The 15,950-nt window shown below is 57.9% G+C and carries 13 protein-coding genes; 5 read left to right on the top strand and 8 right to left on the bottom strand.

The features are described 5' to 3' along the window. Nucleotides 1-540: 540 nt before the first annotated feature. A complete protein-coding gene (locus tag ACMYSN_RS02075) occupies nt 541-1,395 on the top strand; it encodes an HlyD family efflux transporter periplasmic adaptor subunit (RefSeq protein WP_462496814.1) in 855 nt (284 codons plus the stop codon). A 73-nt stretch (nt 1,396-1,468) separates the two neighbouring features. On the opposite strand, the gene ACMYSN_RS02070 is transcribed toward ACMYSN_RS02075, so the two are convergent. Both ACMYSN_RS02070 and ACMYSN_RS02065 read right to left on the bottom strand, forming a co-directional pair. Beyond that, the gene (locus ACMYSN_RS02070) at nt 1,469-1,771 is read right to left on the bottom strand and encodes a helix-turn-helix domain-containing protein (protein WP_462496813.1); all 303 of its coding nucleotides are present in this window, start codon (nt 1,769-1,771) and stop codon (nt 1,469-1,471) included. A gap of 88 nt (nt 1,772-1,859) precedes the next feature. Then, nucleotides 1,860-2,363 carry a response regulator transcription factor gene (locus ACMYSN_RS02065; protein WP_462496812.1) on the bottom strand — a complete coding sequence of 168 codons (504 nt, stop codon included), beginning with the start codon at nt 2,361-2,363 and terminating at the stop codon, nt 1,860-1,862. 247 nt (nt 2,364-2,610) lie between these two features. On the opposite strand from ACMYSN_RS02065, the gene ACMYSN_RS02060 reads away from it, so the two are divergent. Beyond that, complete coding sequence (locus ACMYSN_RS02060) at nt 2,611-4,137, top strand: EAL domain-containing protein (RefSeq protein ID WP_462496811.1); 1,527 nt, start codon at nt 2,611-2,613, stop codon at nt 4,135-4,137. A gap of 130 nt (nt 4,138-4,267) precedes the next feature. Beyond that, a complete protein-coding gene (locus ACMYSN_RS02055; RefSeq protein ID WP_462496810.1) occupies nt 4,268-4,882 on the top strand; it encodes an LbetaH domain-containing protein in 615 nt (204 codons plus the stop codon). A gap of 51 nt (nt 4,883-4,933) precedes the next feature. On the opposite strand, the gene oxlT is transcribed toward ACMYSN_RS02055, so the two are convergent. After that, entirely contained in the window at nt 4,934-6,205 is a 1,272-nt protein-coding gene (oxlT, locus tag ACMYSN_RS02050) for an oxalate/formate MFS antiporter (RefSeq protein ID WP_462496809.1), read from the bottom strand. 326 nt (nt 6,206-6,531) lie between these two features. Continuing rightward, nucleotides 6,532-7,731 (bottom strand): MFS transporter, encoded by a 1,200-nt coding sequence (locus ACMYSN_RS02045; RefSeq protein ID WP_462496808.1) that lies wholly within the window; start codon nt 7,729-7,731, stop codon nt 6,532-6,534. A 108-nt stretch (nt 7,732-7,839) separates the two neighbouring features. On the opposite strand from ACMYSN_RS02045, the gene ACMYSN_RS02040 reads away from it, so the two are divergent. Beyond that, a complete protein-coding gene (locus tag ACMYSN_RS02040; RefSeq protein ID WP_462496807.1) occupies nt 7,840-8,787 on the top strand; it encodes an AraC family transcriptional regulator in 948 nt (315 codons plus the stop codon). A 13-nt stretch (nt 8,788-8,800) separates the two neighbouring features. On the opposite strand, the gene ACMYSN_RS02035 is transcribed toward ACMYSN_RS02040, so the two are convergent. The 4 genes from ACMYSN_RS02035 to ttrB form a co-directional block, all read right to left on the bottom strand. Further along, the gene (locus ACMYSN_RS02035; protein ID WP_462496806.1) at nt 8,801-9,079 is read right to left on the bottom strand and encodes a VF530 family protein; all 279 of its coding nucleotides are present in this window, start codon (nt 9,077-9,079) and stop codon (nt 8,801-8,803) included. A 105-nt stretch (nt 9,080-9,184) separates the two neighbouring features. Continuing rightward, nucleotides 9,185-12,265 carry a tetrathionate reductase subunit A gene (gene ttrA, locus ACMYSN_RS02030; RefSeq protein WP_462496805.1) on the bottom strand — a complete coding sequence of 1,027 codons (3,081 nt, stop codon included), beginning with the start codon at nt 12,263-12,265 and terminating at the stop codon, nt 9,185-9,187. Beyond that, entirely contained in the window at nt 12,258-13,271 is a 1,014-nt protein-coding gene (ttrC, locus tag ACMYSN_RS02025) for a polysulfide reductase NrfD family protein (protein ID WP_462496804.1), read from the bottom strand. The genes ttrA and ttrC overlap by 8 nt, the downstream gene beginning before the upstream one ends. Continuing rightward, on the bottom strand, nt 13,258-14,007 hold the full coding sequence (gene ttrB / locus ACMYSN_RS02020) for a tetrathionate reductase subunit TtrB (RefSeq protein ID WP_462496803.1): 750 nt from the start codon (nt 14,005-14,007) through the stop codon (nt 13,258-13,260). The genes ttrC and ttrB overlap by 14 nt, the downstream gene beginning before the upstream one ends. Nucleotides 14,008-14,174: 167 nt before the next feature. On the opposite strand from ttrB, the gene ttrS reads away from it, so the two are divergent. Next, entirely contained in the window at nt 14,175-15,932 is a 1,758-nt protein-coding gene (ttrS, locus tag ACMYSN_RS02015) for a tetrathionate respiration histidine kinase TtrS (protein ID WP_462496802.1), read from the top strand. Nucleotides 15,933-15,950 lie beyond the last annotated feature (18 nt).

The raw sequence follows: 15,950 nt of genomic DNA, 5'->3' as shown, positions 1-15,950 counted from the left end.
TACCTTATTCGATTCACGTTATCACGTTCTGTTTTAGCCAGGAACATCATTAAGCTTACATTCTCCAGACACAATTTCCATTAATTCCTTAAAACAGTCAATTATTACCTGTTAATCTGTTATGGACTTCACGCGTAGGATATCGCCTGCATAATTTTCCGATGTGTCCGCTATGTTTTATATGCGTCAAAGCTTATCCTTATTCCATGTTTTATCAGCGTAATGATCTTCGTCATTCTCTGTTCAACAATATTATCTTTTCAACGATTAACAAGTTTCCAGCGCGTGAAGCTTTTGCTCCTATTGGATGATGGGTTCTGATTTATCATGAAATTACGTCATGGTGCATTAATGAATAATGCTAACCACCCTACAACCTCACGCCCGAAACCTCGATTTTCTTTCAAGGCATTTTTCATCGCATCCTGTTTATTACTGCCCACTGACACTATCCCGTTTAAATATCGCCTGCCCGACACCCAGGATGTTTATATTCAAGGTAATGCACTAAATATTTTTTCGCCGATCGGCGGGCGCGTGGTGTTTGTCGATTCAACCCATGCGGATTTTGTTAATAAAGGCGATGTACTGCTGCGCATGGATAATACCCAGGCGCTGGCAAGATATCAGCTCGCCAGCAACAAAATCATTAATCTGCTGCAAAAAACCAAAGATCGCTTTGTGACCGATGAAACCAATCATACCAATATGATCAAGGCGCAGATGCGCTACCAGCAGGCGCTCAGTGAATATAATCATTCAGTGCAATCTAAAAGCACCTCGGTGATATCCAAAAAGGAGTTGCAACAGTCGCTCGAGGCGGTCAGCAGCAGCAAAGTGGTGCTGGACAGCGCTATCAAACAATATCGCCAGAATCAGCGGCACACCCAGGCGGCCGATCTGGCCGAACGACGGATCATGCGTAAGGTCACGTCGGAGTTTCAGGACGCGTCACTGGCGCTGGATCAGACTGAAGTCCGCAGCCCGAGCACCGGCTATGTGGTGCAGCGCTATGTCCGTCCGGGAGAGAATGTCAGCTCCGGCGCGTTACTATTTGCCATTGTCCCCGCCGAACAAATCTGGCTCACCGCCAGTTTTAAAGTGACGCAACTCTCCGGGATCCTGATTGGGCAGAAAGTCTCGGTCATGACCGATCTGTACGGCAGTCAGGTGGTGTTGGAAGGAAAAGTCGACGGGCTGAATCTCGATCTTTCTGCGCTGTCGTATCTGAATGGGGAAAACAACTGGAATCGCACGATACCGCGCGTCTTCGTTCGCATCGCCTTGAACCCTCTGCAGATGAGCCGCTACCCGCTACGCCCGGGCATTGCCTCAACCGTGACCTTACTGGCCGACGCCAGCCATGGCCTGCAGCAGGATACACCTGAGGCCTGACGCTTATCGTCAGGCCTCAGGCAGAAATTACATGCGAATGCGCATCGGGCAACTTAGCTTGAATAATGCGGTATCATTTATAGTAAAAACGTAAATCGAACCCGCACGCCTCGGCGTAGCGTTTTAAGGTTTTGAAACTGGCGTGGGTAAATCTTTTTTCCAGACGACTCACCGCCGGCGGCGTCAGACCCAACCTTTTCGCCACTTCCGCCTGGGTCAGGCCTGCCCGCGCGCGCATACAGTTCAGGATGTCCTCTTGCGGGCTGTTTTCCGGGTCCTTCGTTTCATAAATAATCATTGGGTCCTCTAAGGCTTCCGCGCTGAGTTTTGAGCTTTTTATAAACTTCATTACTGCCCGACTGGTCGTATTTGGCATAATGACTCCTGATTAGTTTTGTTGCCTGTCCACATGATGACACGCAGACAGTATTAAAATTTGACGATATCCAGCATCTGCCAGTCCGTTATTTCTGACTAATGGCTTTGTATCGGGATATATTTCGGTATAACGAGATGCGGTTGCGGATATTGAGCTTGTTAATTAACCGCGCGCGGTGTGAATAAAAAGCCTTGGTGCTGACGCTCAGCTTCTCGACGATTTCATGGGTATCCAGCCCCTGGTGCAGGTAGGTGAGGATCTCATCGTCTCGTTCCGAGATATAATGTCTGGAGTGTCTTTCAAAGTTTGACTCATCACGCAGCACACAACTGACAATATCCTGCACCTCACTACCGCGGTCGATCACCGTCACGTTATCGAGATTTCTTAACGCGTAATAGTCGAGATCGCTGGAGATAAAGACGAATATTTTTTCAGCATGCGACGAACACGCCCTTATTTTAGCGTGATTGGCGGTGCGCATATCGATAAAGAAGCTGCCCTTTGCCACAAACTTTTTAGACAGCAGTGCGCTCAGGCCTAGCCTGAAAAAATAATCATCAGAAATGATAGCGTCAAATAATTCCATATTGCCCTCATTGGAAAGCATTCGCGATACAGGATAATGACCCTGCGCGAAATAATAGCTTAGATACATTAATAGAAAGCATACCCGCTATAAAGCATAAGAAAATAAGCCATGGATTATTTTTATGAACGTCAGGGACTACACCTGTAGCTTTACTCTGAATTTAATCAGCATTGTCCTGGTGTTTATTTTGCATTGAAGAAATGAATTTTAAAATAGCCTGGTTAAATTAAATTATCGGTGTCACATGTCTCGTCTCTACCCGCTATCTTTATCGTTTCTGGTGTTTCTGGTCATCGCTGCCTGTGGCGGGATGTTGCTGCTGGAGAAAATAAAAAATAAAAATAACAGCGCCATCATCCATAGCCTGGTCACCCTTGGCGATAATCTCGATCGCATCATCAGCCACGCCGCTCTGGCGGGAGAAAGCGCGGTGACCCTGCCGGGGAACGGCTGCAGCAACGCCACGCAGATGGCGATGCGTAAAATCGTTGCTTCCACGCCCGATATCAGAACCCTTAATCTGGCCCGGGATAACCGGGTTCATTGCTCCTCGGTGTTCGGTAAAAACCGCTTCGCGATTGCCTTGCCGCAAACAGCGGCCGGCGCCCTGTTCCTGCGCCCGCACATTAGCGACGATACCACCCGCTCATTGCTTATGTATCGTGCTGAACAACACGGGAAAAGCGTGCTGATTGGCATCGATGATTATGCCCTGCAGCAGGCACTCGGAGAGGTAAAGCTTGCCGCAGAAGTGAACATGATCGTCGGCACGTTGGCCGTCAATGCCCGGGGCGAAATCCTCCACGCCTGGCGCGATGAACAACGGATCGCAGTCGCATCACCGCAGTTTGGCTACCGCCTCAGCGCGATCCCAGCGGTTACCCTGAGCTGGCACAGCCTGACGCCACAGGAACACCTGGCAGCAGCGTGCATTCTGCTGCTGGCGGCCGGGTTGGCGATGGTCAGCTATCGTTATCTGCAACGGCGGACCACCCTGCTGTTCATGCTAGGTCAGGCGCTCGATAAGCAGCAGCTCACGCCGTTTATTCAGCCGATCGTTGAGGCTCGATCCGGGAAAGTGGTGGCCGGGGAAGTGCTGCTGCGCTGGGTGCACCCGCGGCTCGGCCCCATCGCGCCGGACCGGTTTATTCCCCTGGCAGAGCAGCACGGACTCATTACCCGCATCACGACGTTCTGTCTGCAGTCTGTCGCCAGCATTGCTGCCGCTTCAGGGCTGAATGAGCAAGGGGATACGATGCTGTTTTTTAACGTGTCGGCCGACGACTTTAAAAGCCAGCAGATCCTCGAGAGCTGCCAGCGCTTCCTGCAGCAGACCGAAAAAACGCGCTTACGTATTGGCCTCGAAATGACAGAACGTGACAGTGTTGAAGATACCGCGGCGGTGAATGCCCTGTGCGCGCGTCTGGATGCGCTCGGTATACCGCTGTCGATTGATGATTTTGGTACCGGCAATGCCAATTATCACCACCTGATGCGTTTCCGCCCTCGCTACATCAAGATAGATAAGCTGTTTACCGCCGATATCGAAAACGATACGGCAAAAGCCGCGATTGTGCGCAACATCATCGCTATCGCCAGAGAAATGCAGTGCATGACCATCGCCGAAGGGGTAGAAACCGCAAGCCAGATGGAGACGCTGGCGGCACTGGGGGTGTCGCATTTTCAGGGCTATTTCTTTGCCAGACCCGTTGACGCGGCAGCGTTTTTCCGCGACCGCTGTGGCGGGTTCGGCCATCGACTCGAAATATAATCCTATGATATATATCGCCATGTTAATTCTGCGACCGACGGCATTTTGTGACTAACCTGCTGGACATGGCCCTACATCCTTAACCGCGCCAGCTGCCGTCGGCAATACCAACAACAATAAGGTTGCTACGATGATGACACAAAGGGAACGGCTCGCTGGTGGATATTTATATACCGACATGGGGGAAGGCATGCCCGAGGAGCGCCTGCGCGGGAAGACGCTGACCTTTGAATTTAACCACACCTCGCCAGCGGAACCGGAAAAACGCGTGGCGCTGATCCGCCAGCTAATGGGCAGCGTCGGTAAAAACGTGTGGATTGAACCTCCGCTGCATGTCGCCTACGGCAATCAGATCACCCTCGGTGACAACTTCTATGCCAATTTCAATCTTGTAGTGGTTGACGACGGTAAAGTGATTATCGGCAATAACGTCATGATTGCCCCGAACGTCACCATCTCAACCACCGGCCATCCGATCGACCCTAGCGTGCGCATCACCGGCCAGCAGTTTTCGCAGACCGTCACGCTGGAAGACAACGTCTGGATCGGCAGCGGCGCGGTAATTAATCCCGGGGTGACCATCGGTCGCAACAGCGTCATCGGCGCCGGTAGCGTGGTGACCAAAGATATCCCGGCTGACGTGGTGGCCGCAGGCGTGCCCTGCCGGGTGCTGCGGCCGATCGGCGAGCAGGACCGGCAGAACGCGCTGGCGGGCCTGCCGCAACCGGCGATGACGGCGGAGTAAGTAAGGGGTCCAGCGCCGGACGCATCCGCCCGGTGCTGAACAAGGCGAGAGTTATCGGGACGCGGTGGCGCTATGCTGGCGGATAAACCGCGCGCGCCAGGGTTTCAGTACGATAATCGCCAGCGCGGCGGTGATGAAATCCAGCCCGATGGCGCAGCTGAAGACCACGTGCCAGCCGTGAGTGTGCTGATACAGCAGCGCCGCCAGCGGGCCGCCGAAAATCGAGCCGATACCCTGCGAGATATACAGCCAGCCATAGTTTGAACTCGCGTACTCGCTGCCAAAGGTATCGGTCAGCGTCGAGGGGAAGAGTGAGAAAATTTCTCCCCAGCCGAAGAACACCACCCCGGACAGCAACACGAACAGCAGCGGATCTTCCCGGCACGCCAGCCACAAGCTCATCGCCACCCCTTCGAGGGCGAAGGCGATAAACATCGTGTTTTCCCGGCCATAGCGATCGGAGATAAAGCCAAACAGCGGGCGCGTCAGGCCATTGGTAAAACGGTCGATGGTCAGCGCCAGCGGAAGTGCCGCCATGCCGAAGACCACCGCTTTACTGATGCCAAAATCTTCCGCGAAGACCGCCATTTGCGAGGTCACCATTAACCCCGAGGTCGACATCATCGCCATCATGGCAAACATCAGCCAGAACAGCGGCTGGCGCAGCATTTCACGAGAGGTAAACTGACGGGTATTCTGCGCGACGGTCTGGCTGACCGGCATCGCCTCGCGCTCGGGCGGTAGCTTCAGCCCCTGGCTGGCGATCAAACCCACCACGGCGAAAATCAGCCCGAACACCGTCATGGTCTGTTCAAGCCCGTAGCTGCCCAGCGAGACGGAGATCGGGAAGGTGGTCATGATCGCCCCCATGCCATACCCCGCAGCGACGGCACCGGCGGCAAACCCGCGGTTGCGCGGAAACCAGCGCACCATTAAACCGACCACGCCAATATAGACAATCCCGGTACCGAGCCCGCCGATGCAACCGTAAACCAGGTACAGCGCAGCCAGGCCGCTGACGTGGGCGGAGAGTACCCAGCTCAGCCCGGCCATCACCGTGCCGATGGAGATAAGCAGACGGGGGCCAAATCGCTCAACCAGTCGCCCCTGGAACGGTGAGAAAAAGGTCTGCAGGATAATCAGCAGCGAAAAGGTGACCTGTAATTCCGCCAGCCCTACGCCGAGTTTTTCGGTTAACGGGCGGGTCAGCAGCGTCCAGACATATTGTGGACTGGAAATCGATGCCATACAGATCAGGCCCAGCGTGAGTTGTGTCCATTTGCCAGATTTGGCGACAGCCAAAGATTCTCTAAGAACGGTCATAAGCAAGCTCCAACAATCCGTTAGCAACGTATAAAAACCCCAGCCGCGGTGCACTCCTGCATCCAGTGTTTGAATTCCTCGAAAACACGGCCTTTCCCGGTTCACAGCAATACTTACACTGCTAAGCATTAAGCGTGCCACGTTGAACAGTTGATTTTTATCAATGGGTTAGATTGGATTTCAGCATTCTGGAGGTCAAAACGGCTCGCGTTGCACCGACGAAGTGCGGCCCGTTGTTCCCGCGACGTGCAGCGCAGAGGTGACTGCCCAACGAAAAATGCGCCCGCAGGCGCATGATTAAAGGAGCAAAGAAAGAAGGTGTCGGGCTAGCGGCTGGCGATGGTCGAGGTCACCCGGACGCTGGCAAAAACCATCACCATGGCGCTGATCAGCAGCAGCCCGCTGCCGGCAAAGACCCCGCTGGCACCGGTGAGGTCGAACACCGCCCCGCCACCGGCCGCACCGGCGCTGATCGCTAGCTGAATTGATGCCACCAGTAAGCCGCCCGCGCTTTCCGCCTCGTCCGGCACCGTGGTCGCCAGCCAGGTGGACCAGCCGACCGGCACCAGGCCGAAGGCAAAGCCCCACAGGGCGACCAGCAGTCCGTCTACCATCGCGATATGACCGAAGGTGACCATCATCAGTGCCAGCAGCCCCATCACTAGCGGCACCAGCGCCAGCGTCAGGCGCAGGCTGCGGCTCAGCAGATGCCCGGCGATGGAGGTCCCGACGAAGTTCGCCACCCCAAAGCCCAGCAGGATCAGCGACACCCCTTCCACGCTGGCCTGAGCCACGGTTTCAAGGAACGGACGCAGATAGGTGAAAAAGGCAAAGTGTCCGCTGAAGATTAAAATGGTCGCCAACAGCCCGCCCACCATGCCGGGACGACGCAGGACCTTAAGCAGCGTGGCAAAACTACCGGTGCTTTCCGGGCGCATCGATGGCAGAACCCACAGCTGCCACAGCAGCGCCACCAGGCTCGGCACCGTGCACAGAATAAACACGTTGCGCCAGCCAATCAGCCCGCCTAAATAGCTGCCCAGCGGCGCGGCCACCACGGTCGCAATCGACACGGCGGAGAAGATCACCGCCAGCGCTTTTGGCACGAAGGCCGAAGGCACCAGACGCATCGCCGTAGCGGTGGACATCGACCAGAATCCGCCGATGGCCACCCCGAGCAGCAGGCGTCCCAGCAACAGAAACTCCAGCGAGCTGGCGAAAGCCACCATCAGGCTGGAGACGATCTGCAACAGCGAAAAGAACATCAGCACCCAGCGGCGGTCGATATTTTTAGTCGCCGGGGTGATCAGCAGCCCGGTCACCAGCGCCACCAGGGCCGTGGCGGTGACCGCCTGCCCCGCCATCCCTTCACTCACCCGCAGGCTGGCGGCCATCGGGGTTAACAAACTGGCGGGAAGAAACTCTGCAACGATCAGGCCGAAAACGCCCAATGCCAGAGCATAGACGGCGCGCCACGCGGGTTTGGCCGTAGCCATCTCCGCTTCGGCAGTTATGCAGGAACTCATATACATCTCTCCAGAATAATTAACATTGCGACAAGCGTAGGGGTTTCCGTTCGGACGATCTATGATGCATACTCTGCAATTATTGATAATTCGTCCGGGATTGTTTTGATGACACGCCAGCCTATCGATCTCACCAGTGAACTCTTGCGCGGCATGCGCCTCTCCGGCGTCCATTACCGCCGTATCGAACTTGGTTCTCCATTCGGCGTCGCGTTTAACGCGGTCCCCGGCAGAGCCCAGTTCCACTTCGTCAGCCGTGGCCCGGTGCAGCTGCAGATGGCCAGCGGCCAGCAGCTAACGCTGGAGAGCGGCGACGCGCTGTTTATTCCCAACGGCGAGAGCCATACCTTTATGTCCGATGCGCAGGCGCCGGTGATTGACGTGATGCAGCTCGCCAGCGAGCCGGTGTGCAACACCGTCTGCTGCGTGAAAGGCGATAGCGCCTGCAAAACGGCGGACAACACGGTTATCTTCAGCGGATGTATGGATTTTGAACTGGGGGGAATGCAGCCGCTGGTCAAGGCGATGCCGGAAGTGATGCTGGTGAGCCGGCTGTTGAAAACCTGGCCTGAAATTCACCCGCTGCTGCTGGCGATGGAGCGAGAGTCACTCACCCGTCAGGCGGGTTATGCCGGGATTCTGGCGCGTCTGGCCGATGTGGTGGCGGCACTGATCGTCCGCGGTTGGGTCGAATGCGGCTGCGGCAACGCCACCGGCTGGGTGCAGGTGCTGCGCGATCCCCGACTGGCCAGGGCGATCTACGCCATGCATCAGCAGCCCGGCGTCAACTGGAAGGTTGAAGCCCTTGCCCGCGAGGCCGGAACCTCGAGATCCGTTTTCGCCGAACGCTTCCTTGCCGCCACCGGCACCACCCCGGCGCGCTATCTGACGGAGCTGCGGATGCGGCTGGCGGTGCAGTATATTTCCCAGGAAGGCCAGGCGCTGGAGAAAGTGGCCTTCAGGCTGGGTTACAGCTCGCTGGCGGCCTTCAGCCGGGCCTTTAAGCGCATTACCGGCAAAGCCCCAGGCGCGCTACGCGGTGAAACGGCACAGTAGGCGTTTCCCGCCTTTATTTCTTATTCTGCCAGTTGGCCCACGGACTATCTGCCGGCTGCGCGGCTGGCTCAGAGTCCGGCTCATCCAGCGAATCAATATAGAGCGCTTCGACTTCTTTGCGCGCCCATGGCGTGCGGCGCAGAAACTTGAGGCTCGATTTGATGCTCGGGTCGCTCTTAAAACAGTTGATGTTGATCCGTTTTGCCAGTTCGGCCCAGCCGTATTTTGCCACCAGGGCATTCAGCAGGGCCTCAAGGGTGACGCCGTGAAGAGGATCTTTCGAAGGCTGCATTGCGATGTGTGTTCCTGATACCGTGGAAATGCCGCACACCATACTGGCTACGCCCGCCCGGCGCAAGGGAGGGCATCGCTTTTGCCTCTTCTTAAGCCCTTTCCGCTACCCGCGTTCCACTTTAACAATCTGCGCCGGTAGTCCCTGGCGCACGGAAGCGCCCGTGACCCAGTCCAGCCACGGCCCTGGCACTTTCCGGGTCGGGTCGGCAAAGCCAAGATCATTAAGATTGACGCCCGAGGCAATATGTTTTTTTTGCGCCATGGGCACACCGTCCAGCCAGTGCTGCCGCGCCCCCATCTCCTTATGCCCGTACCCGTGCTCCATGGCGATCACCCCCGGCATTACCCCGGAAAGCACGCTGACCTGCACCTCAACGCTGCCGCCGGGCGTGCTGATACGCGCGATATCGCCATGCTGCAGGCCATAACGCTTGCCGTCGTCAGGATGGATTGCCACCAGTCCGCTTGGTTTCACGTGATGCAGGCGCTCAATCACGGTGGACGAACTGCTCATAACATTCGATTTAAACGACATCAGTTTCAGCGGCCATTGCGATAGCGGGTAGACCGCCTCCAGCGCCTGGCCATCAGCCAGACGGGCCGGATACCAGGTCGGACAGCCGCTGTAACGCTCGCCGGTCATCGCATGGTGGTATCCCGCCACCTGTGGATTCCAGATTTGCAGTGGCTTTTGCCACTCCACCCCGAGCGTATCGCCGCGACGGCCGGAGGCCTGCGGTGCAAAGCGACCACCCCGGCTGTAGAGAAACGCCACGGGCAAGGCCTCATCGGGCTTTAAGGTACTGCGGATGTCCGGATAAATACGTTCAACCCCCGACAGCGCGATATCCTGGGCTCCGGCAGGCGGCAGCGGTTTTTGCCCGGCAAAGGCGATATTGGCGGCCACCCGCAGGTAATAATCTTCGGCGCGGTGTAGCCCCTGCATTACGCCCTGGGCATCGGGTATTGCCCGATCGCCAAAACCGGGGAGCCCCATGCGCTTAGCCACCGCAATGCAGAAGGCCTCCATCGATACCGGTTCCCCCTGCGCCGTTTTCACCGTGGCTGGCGACACCACCGGCCAGCGGGCGGTTGAGGTTTTAGTGGCTACGCCGCCCCAGGGGGCGCTGAATCCCCAACTCTCGAAATTATGCGTATCCGGAACGATATAATCGGCAAATGCCGTCGTCTCGTTCATAAAGGCATCGATGGCGATAAACAGCGGCAGATGCTGCGGATCGCGCAGGCGTTGCTCGATCACGCTGCGCAGTCCCGGTACGCCGTACAGCGGGTTCGCCATATTGGAGATCCACGCCTTAAGCGGATACGGATAGCCCGCCAGCGCCGAAGGTAAGATCTCGGTCAACTGCCCGGCGGCAAAGGGATACCACGGCGCTTTTGCCGGCCACGGGGAATGCTGTCCGGCGAGTTTCTCGCGATACTCATCCGACTGCGCATAATCGGCTTTGCTGCGCGCGATATTGAGGCCTTTTGGCGCCACTTTACCGGGGAACTGCGCAAGGTCGTAACGCGGCCCGCTGGCTTCGCCGTTAAATTTCCCGCCGCCGACAAACACCCCGCCGCTGAGGCTCATATTGCCCAGCAACACGTTCAGCATCATCACCGACCAGGCGTTATAAAAGCCGTTGCCGGACATCATGCCGCCGTGCGTTACCACCGCGGCTTTACGCCCGTGACTGGTAAAGGCCTTCGCCAGCGCCATAATCTGTTTTTCCGCCACCCCGCACAGCTGACTGTATTCGGCGAGGGTGAAGCGGTCGGCGGACGCTTTCAGGCACTGAAAGCTGCTTTTTACCGCCACCAGGGAGCCGTCGTGTAGAGTCACGGTCCGATCAACCAACAGTTCACCGCGATCGCACTGGCTCGCCGGAACCACCTTGCCCTGCGGGTTAACCACCAGAGGCTCATCGTTCTCACGGGTTTCACCGCTCAGCGCCGATGCGCTCAGGTGCTGCCCTGCCAGCGGATGCTGGGCGTCGGCGATCACCAGCCAGCTGGCATTGGTCCAGCTTTTCTCCCCGGCACGCTGCATCGCATCACGACTGGTCAGAGTCAGATACTCAGCCATATAGCGCTGGTTATCGATAATCCAGCGGATCATCGCCATCGCGAGGGCCGAATCGGTGCCCGGCAGCACCGGTAGCCAGTGACCATGGTCGTCGGCGAGTACCGTGGTTAACGGCAATGCCGGGGCCACCACCACATAGTTGAAGTCGCGACGCACGCGGGCGCTGGCCAACTGACGGGCCTGGCGTTTAAAGGGATTGCCCGACTGCGCAGGCGAAGTTCCCATAAACAGCGCGAACTCCACCTGCTCCCAGTCCGGTTTAACATGGGGATTCTTATCGAGATCGCCCAACAGCGCCCCGGAACCGGCGCGATACGCCAGGCCGCAGTACGCGCCGTGGGCGCCAAAATTCTTGCTGCCGAAGCTGTGTTGGGCGAAACGGCGGAAAAAGCCGTCCCGACCTTCATCGCTGGTATTGGTGGCCAGTAGCTGATTGGCTTTCGGACCATAGGCCGGGTGACGCGGATCGACCGGGGTGGTCAGGTCACGAATCGCCCTCAGCCCCTCAACATGGCCTTCACCGAACAGGTTGCCGCCTTCCACCACCTCTTCAATCAACTGTTCAAAACTGATGTGCTGCCATTTCCCTTCCCCACGCTTGCCGGACCGCTTCATCGGCGTGAGCAGGCGCAGCGGGCTGGTGAGACTTTCCAACAGCGTGGCGCCCCGTGCACAGGCGGTGGATCGCGACGCCAGGCCGCTTTCACCGGCCATTTTATTCATCGCCTCGGCGAAAGGCATCATGCTGTCGAACGGTTGCTCATGGGACAGCGGATGCCAGGGATTGCCGGCGATCCGCAATACCGTATTCGTCTGTTTGTCCACCCGCGCGCGGATCCCGCACAACGTCCAGCAGCCAAAACATTGGGTCATGGAAACCGCCTGTCCGGAGTTACCCTGCCAGCCATTCTGCGCCGCGCCTTCCGGAACCAGGGCGTTGCCGTAAATATGATCGCGCGTCACCTTACCTGAGGTCCCGTTAACCAGCCCCTCGACCGCCCGTTTCGCGACATCGCGATAGCTCAGGCCAAACGCCGCAAAGCCACCGGCGGCGACACCTATTTTCAACCATTGACGACGGGTTAACTTAGCCATGCTGAACTCTCCTTGAAAACCAATTAACGCACTCCCCAATCACGATCATCAGCGCCAGCCACAGGCCGAATGTCCCGATTATGGCCAGCAGGCCATCGGTTCCCATCGGCAACTGGTAGTCATTGCTGAGGGCGTTGTATTTCGGTATTTCCTGCCCGCCGATCAGCCATGTCCAGCGCAGGAGCCAGCACAGCCCGGCCACAATAACCACGTTGATCAGCAGCAGGACACGCGGCGGTACGCGGCAGCAGCTATACATCGCGATCGCCATCGCCGAGGCCCATAGCAGGATGCCGACGGTCAGATCGCTGCGAATTGTGCTGGCGAGGTGCCACTGTTGGCGCAGCGCGGCACCAGATAACGTTTCGCCGTGGTACCACGCCAGCAGGCATCCGCCCAGCAGCGCGAGCATCGCCAGTTGCCCTTGTGCCAGCGGGCGAATCAAGCCGCTGTGCCGCCGAAAAATCAGCGCCAGCATCGCCAGCAGCGCGCACATGGCGCTGATGAACATTACCAGCGGAAACCAGTAGCTGAACCACAGCGGTCTGGCGCGCACCACCGAGACTTCCCGCCCGGTATACAGCAGCAAGCCGATGGCGGCGATGGCGCTGGCCACAGCAATCCAGCGCCGCCACGGCGTCTCGCGCCCGGTCAGGTTGCGCAGATGAAAAAGAACAAACCACACCCCAACCAGCAGGGTGAACAACGGCAGCAACAGCGCTCCCCACGGCATCCACGACCACGGCGTTGGCCAGGCATAAAAATGCCAGAACCGCGCGGTCTGATGCAGGTCGGCGGTCAGCGCCAGCGGCGCGGTGATGCCGCAGGTCAACGCCAGGAATAGACAAGTGCCTTCGATTCGCTCACGCCAGGCAGGCTGCACCCAGCGCACCCCGCAGGCCACCAGTACCGCGCAGGTCGATACGCCAATAAAAAAGAAGTACTGCACGGCCCAGGGTAGCCAGGTGATCGGCTGCGGCTGCGCGACAATTTCAGAGATGTTCATATTCGACCTCCTGCCACAGTGCAGGCTGAGCGCGGCCCTGAAGCGGTGAGACAAACGCCTCGTCGAGCCCAAGATAAAAGACGTGAGGCGCGGTGCCGTTCTCCGGCTTAAGCACCTTGATCTCATCCCGGTGCGCCGCCAGCAGCGTGCTGATCGTACTGCTGGCATCTTTTAAATCACCGATGATTCTGGCCCCGCCCACGCAGGATTCGACACAGGCAGGCAGCAGCCCGGCTTCAAGCCGGTGGGCGCAGAACGTGCATTTGTCCGCCGTCTGGGTGGCATGGTTAATGAAACGGGCATCGTACGGGCAGGCCTGCACACAGTAGGCGCAGCCGACGCAGCGGGTGTTGTCGATCACCACGATGCCGTCTTTACGTTGAAAGGTGGCTTGTACCGGGCAGACCGGTACGCATGGCGGATTATCGCAATGGTTACACAGCCGGGGCAGCAAGACGTTGGTCACCTCATCGCGATGCTCCAGCGTCACCTGGTATTGATTGACGGTGGTGCGAAACGCCCCCTGCGGGGTCTGATTTTCGATGGTGCAACTCACAGTGCACGACTGGCAGCCAATGCAGCGGCGCAGATCGATCAGCATCGCGTAACGGTGCGCCTCTGAGCCGCCATGGCGTTGCGGCTGAAAGGTGGTGCCCGCTTGCGCCAACGGCACCAGAGAGGCGCCGGCGGTGACCACGCCCAGTTTCTTCAAAAAATGTCGCTTACTGATGTCCATGTTGTTCTCCACCCAGTGCGCGGCGAGGGAAAGGATTAGGGATGGTATTACCTAACCAAATGTGATTAGTTACAGTCTAAAAATCCTGCCGGGTCTGGCTCTATTGTGGTTAACCACATAAACGAGGCGGGCTTGATCTGGCGCAAAAGAAAGGGGTCATTTGTTGCATGGAGCGCATCACAACATTCCTTATGGTGCTCATCGTTACCGCGCTGACCTCCCCCGTTTTCGCGGCCGACTGGACCATCGGTATCCTGGCATTGCGCGGCGATGCAGCCACCCGCCAGCACTGGCAACCGCTGATCGATGGGTTAAACCGCAGCGTCGCCGATGCCCATTTTCGACTCCTTCCCCTCGACCTTAACGAGATGCGCGAGGCGGTGAACACCGGCCGCGTCCAGTTCGTGCTGACCAATCAGGCGCAATTCGTCCAGTTAAACAGCCACTATCATTTGCGCTGGCTGACCTCGCTGCGTTCGGGGGACGGGGCCACGGCGGAGAGTATGGCGACCGGCAGCGCCATCCTGGTTCGCCGTGACAGCCCGATCCAACAGCCAGCGGATCTGGCAGGGAAAACCCTGGGCGCGGTCGATGCGCAGGCGTTTGGTGGGTATTTGCTGGGCTATCGCGAATTGCAGAAGGCCGGTTTACAGGTGGACGACCGTCTGACGGTACGTTACATGGGTTTTCCTGCGGATGCGCTCCTGTACCTGCTGCGTGAGAACGCCATCCAGGCGGCGATTGTCCCGGTGTGCTTGCTGGAGAACATGGATAAAGAAGGGCTTATCGACAAACGCGCCTTTCGCCCGCTGCTGCAAAAAACCAGCGATTTTCCCTGCGTGACCAGCACCGCACTGTATCCCGACTGGTCTTTTGCCGCTCTGCCTGGCGTTGGCGATCGGATCGCCGATGCCGTCGCCAGATCCTTGCTCAACTCGGCGCAAAGTGACGGCTGGCGCTGGGGCGCACCTGCCTCAACCAGCGACACCGAGGCCCTGCTTCGCGAGCTGCATCGCCATCCCGAGCAGCAGCGCATGGCGCAGACGCTACTCGGCTGGCTGGACCAGCATAAATTGATGATCGGGGTGATATTATTATTGCTGGTGCTTTTTATCGCCAACTATGGCTGGGTGATGGTGCTGGTCCAGCGGCGCGGTAAAGCGCTGGAGCAGGCCAACAAGCGCTTACGTGAGCAACAGCAGACCCTGGAACAGGCCAGGCAAATGAGCGTGCTGGGGGAAATGGCCTCCGGCTTTGCTCATGAGCTGAATCAGCCGCTGTCGGCCATACGGATGTATGCGCAAGGCGGGTTAAATCATCTCTCGCGGCCCGATAATCAGCAGGCCCTGATGACCGCCCTCAGCCATATAGACTCTCAGGCCGAGCGCTGCGGGATGATCATCAAACATTTACGCAGCTGGGCGGCGTCCGAATCCGAGCCTGCAAACGCGACGGAGCCGGATATTCGCTGCGATGTCGCCCACACGATCGGGCATGTGCTGCGGCTTTTGCAACTGGAGAATATCCGCGTGCACAATGACGCCACGCCAACGGCCGGATTGTGGCTTCCGCCGATTTTACTGGAGCAGGTGCTGGCAAATATTCTGCTCAATGCCGTTCAGGCGGGTGCCCGCGACCTCTGGGTCACCACAAGCGCTGCTGGCGCATCGCCCACGATCGTCATTCAGGACAACGCCGGCGGCCTCACTTCGGAGCAGCAGATCAACCTGTTCCGCCCTTTCCACTCCAGTAAAAAAACGGGCATGGGGCTTGGACTGGTCATCTGCCAGCGCCTGCTGCGCCGCGTCAACGGTGAGATCCGCGTTGATAATCACCCTGCTCCGGATGGCCGGCGTGGGGTACGGGTCACCCTGACCTTCGCTACCGGGCCCAGTGGGAGCGAAGCTGCAAAATGCGACATCTGACTTTTTTGAACTGGATCT

The organism is Klebsiella sp. R445 (assembly GCF_051131755.1).
Lineage (GTDB): Bacteria > Pseudomonadota > Gammaproteobacteria > Enterobacterales > Enterobacteriaceae > Klebsiella > Klebsiella lignicola.
This window is presented reverse-complemented; position numbering and strand designations above follow the sequence as displayed.

Coding starts and splice junctions, on each gene's coding strand:
- ttrB (WP_462496803.1), bottom strand. CDS start 14,007: ATGGACATCAGTAAGCGACATTTTTTGAAGAAACTGGGCGTGGTCACC.
- ACMYSN_RS02035 (WP_462496806.1), bottom strand. CDS start 9,079: ATGCAGCCTTCGAAAGATCCTCTTCACGGCGTCACCCTTGAGGCCCTG.
- ACMYSN_RS02065 (WP_462496812.1), bottom strand. CDS start 2,363: ATGGAATTATTTGACGCTATCATTTCTGATGATTATTTTTTCAGGCTA.
- ttrC (WP_462496804.1), bottom strand. CDS start 13,271: ATGAACATCTCTGAAATTGTCGCGCAGCCGCAGCCGATCACCTGGCTA.
- ACMYSN_RS02045 (WP_462496808.1), bottom strand. CDS start 7,731: ATGAGTTCCTGCATAACTGCCGAAGCGGAGATGGCTACGGCCAAACCC.
- oxlT (WP_462496809.1), bottom strand. CDS start 6,205: ATGACCGTTCTTAGAGAATCTTTGGCTGTCGCCAAATCTGGCAAATGG.
- ACMYSN_RS02055 (WP_462496810.1), top strand. CDS start 4,268: ATGATGACACAAAGGGAACGGCTCGCTGGTGGATATTTATATACCGAC.
- ACMYSN_RS02040 (WP_462496807.1), top strand. CDS start 7,840: ATGACACGCCAGCCTATCGATCTCACCAGTGAACTCTTGCGCGGCATG.
- ACMYSN_RS02060 (WP_462496811.1), top strand. CDS start 2,611: ATGTCTCGTCTCTACCCGCTATCTTTATCGTTTCTGGTGTTTCTGGTC.
- ttrA (WP_462496805.1), bottom strand. CDS start 12,265: ATGGCTAAGTTAACCCGTCGTCAATGGTTGAAAATAGGTGTCGCCGCC.
- ACMYSN_RS02070 (WP_462496813.1), bottom strand. CDS start 1,771: ATGCCAAATACGACCAGTCGGGCAGTAATGAAGTTTATAAAAAGCTCA.
- ttrS (WP_462496802.1), top strand. CDS start 14,175: ATGGAGCGCATCACAACATTCCTTATGGTGCTCATCGTTACCGCGCTG.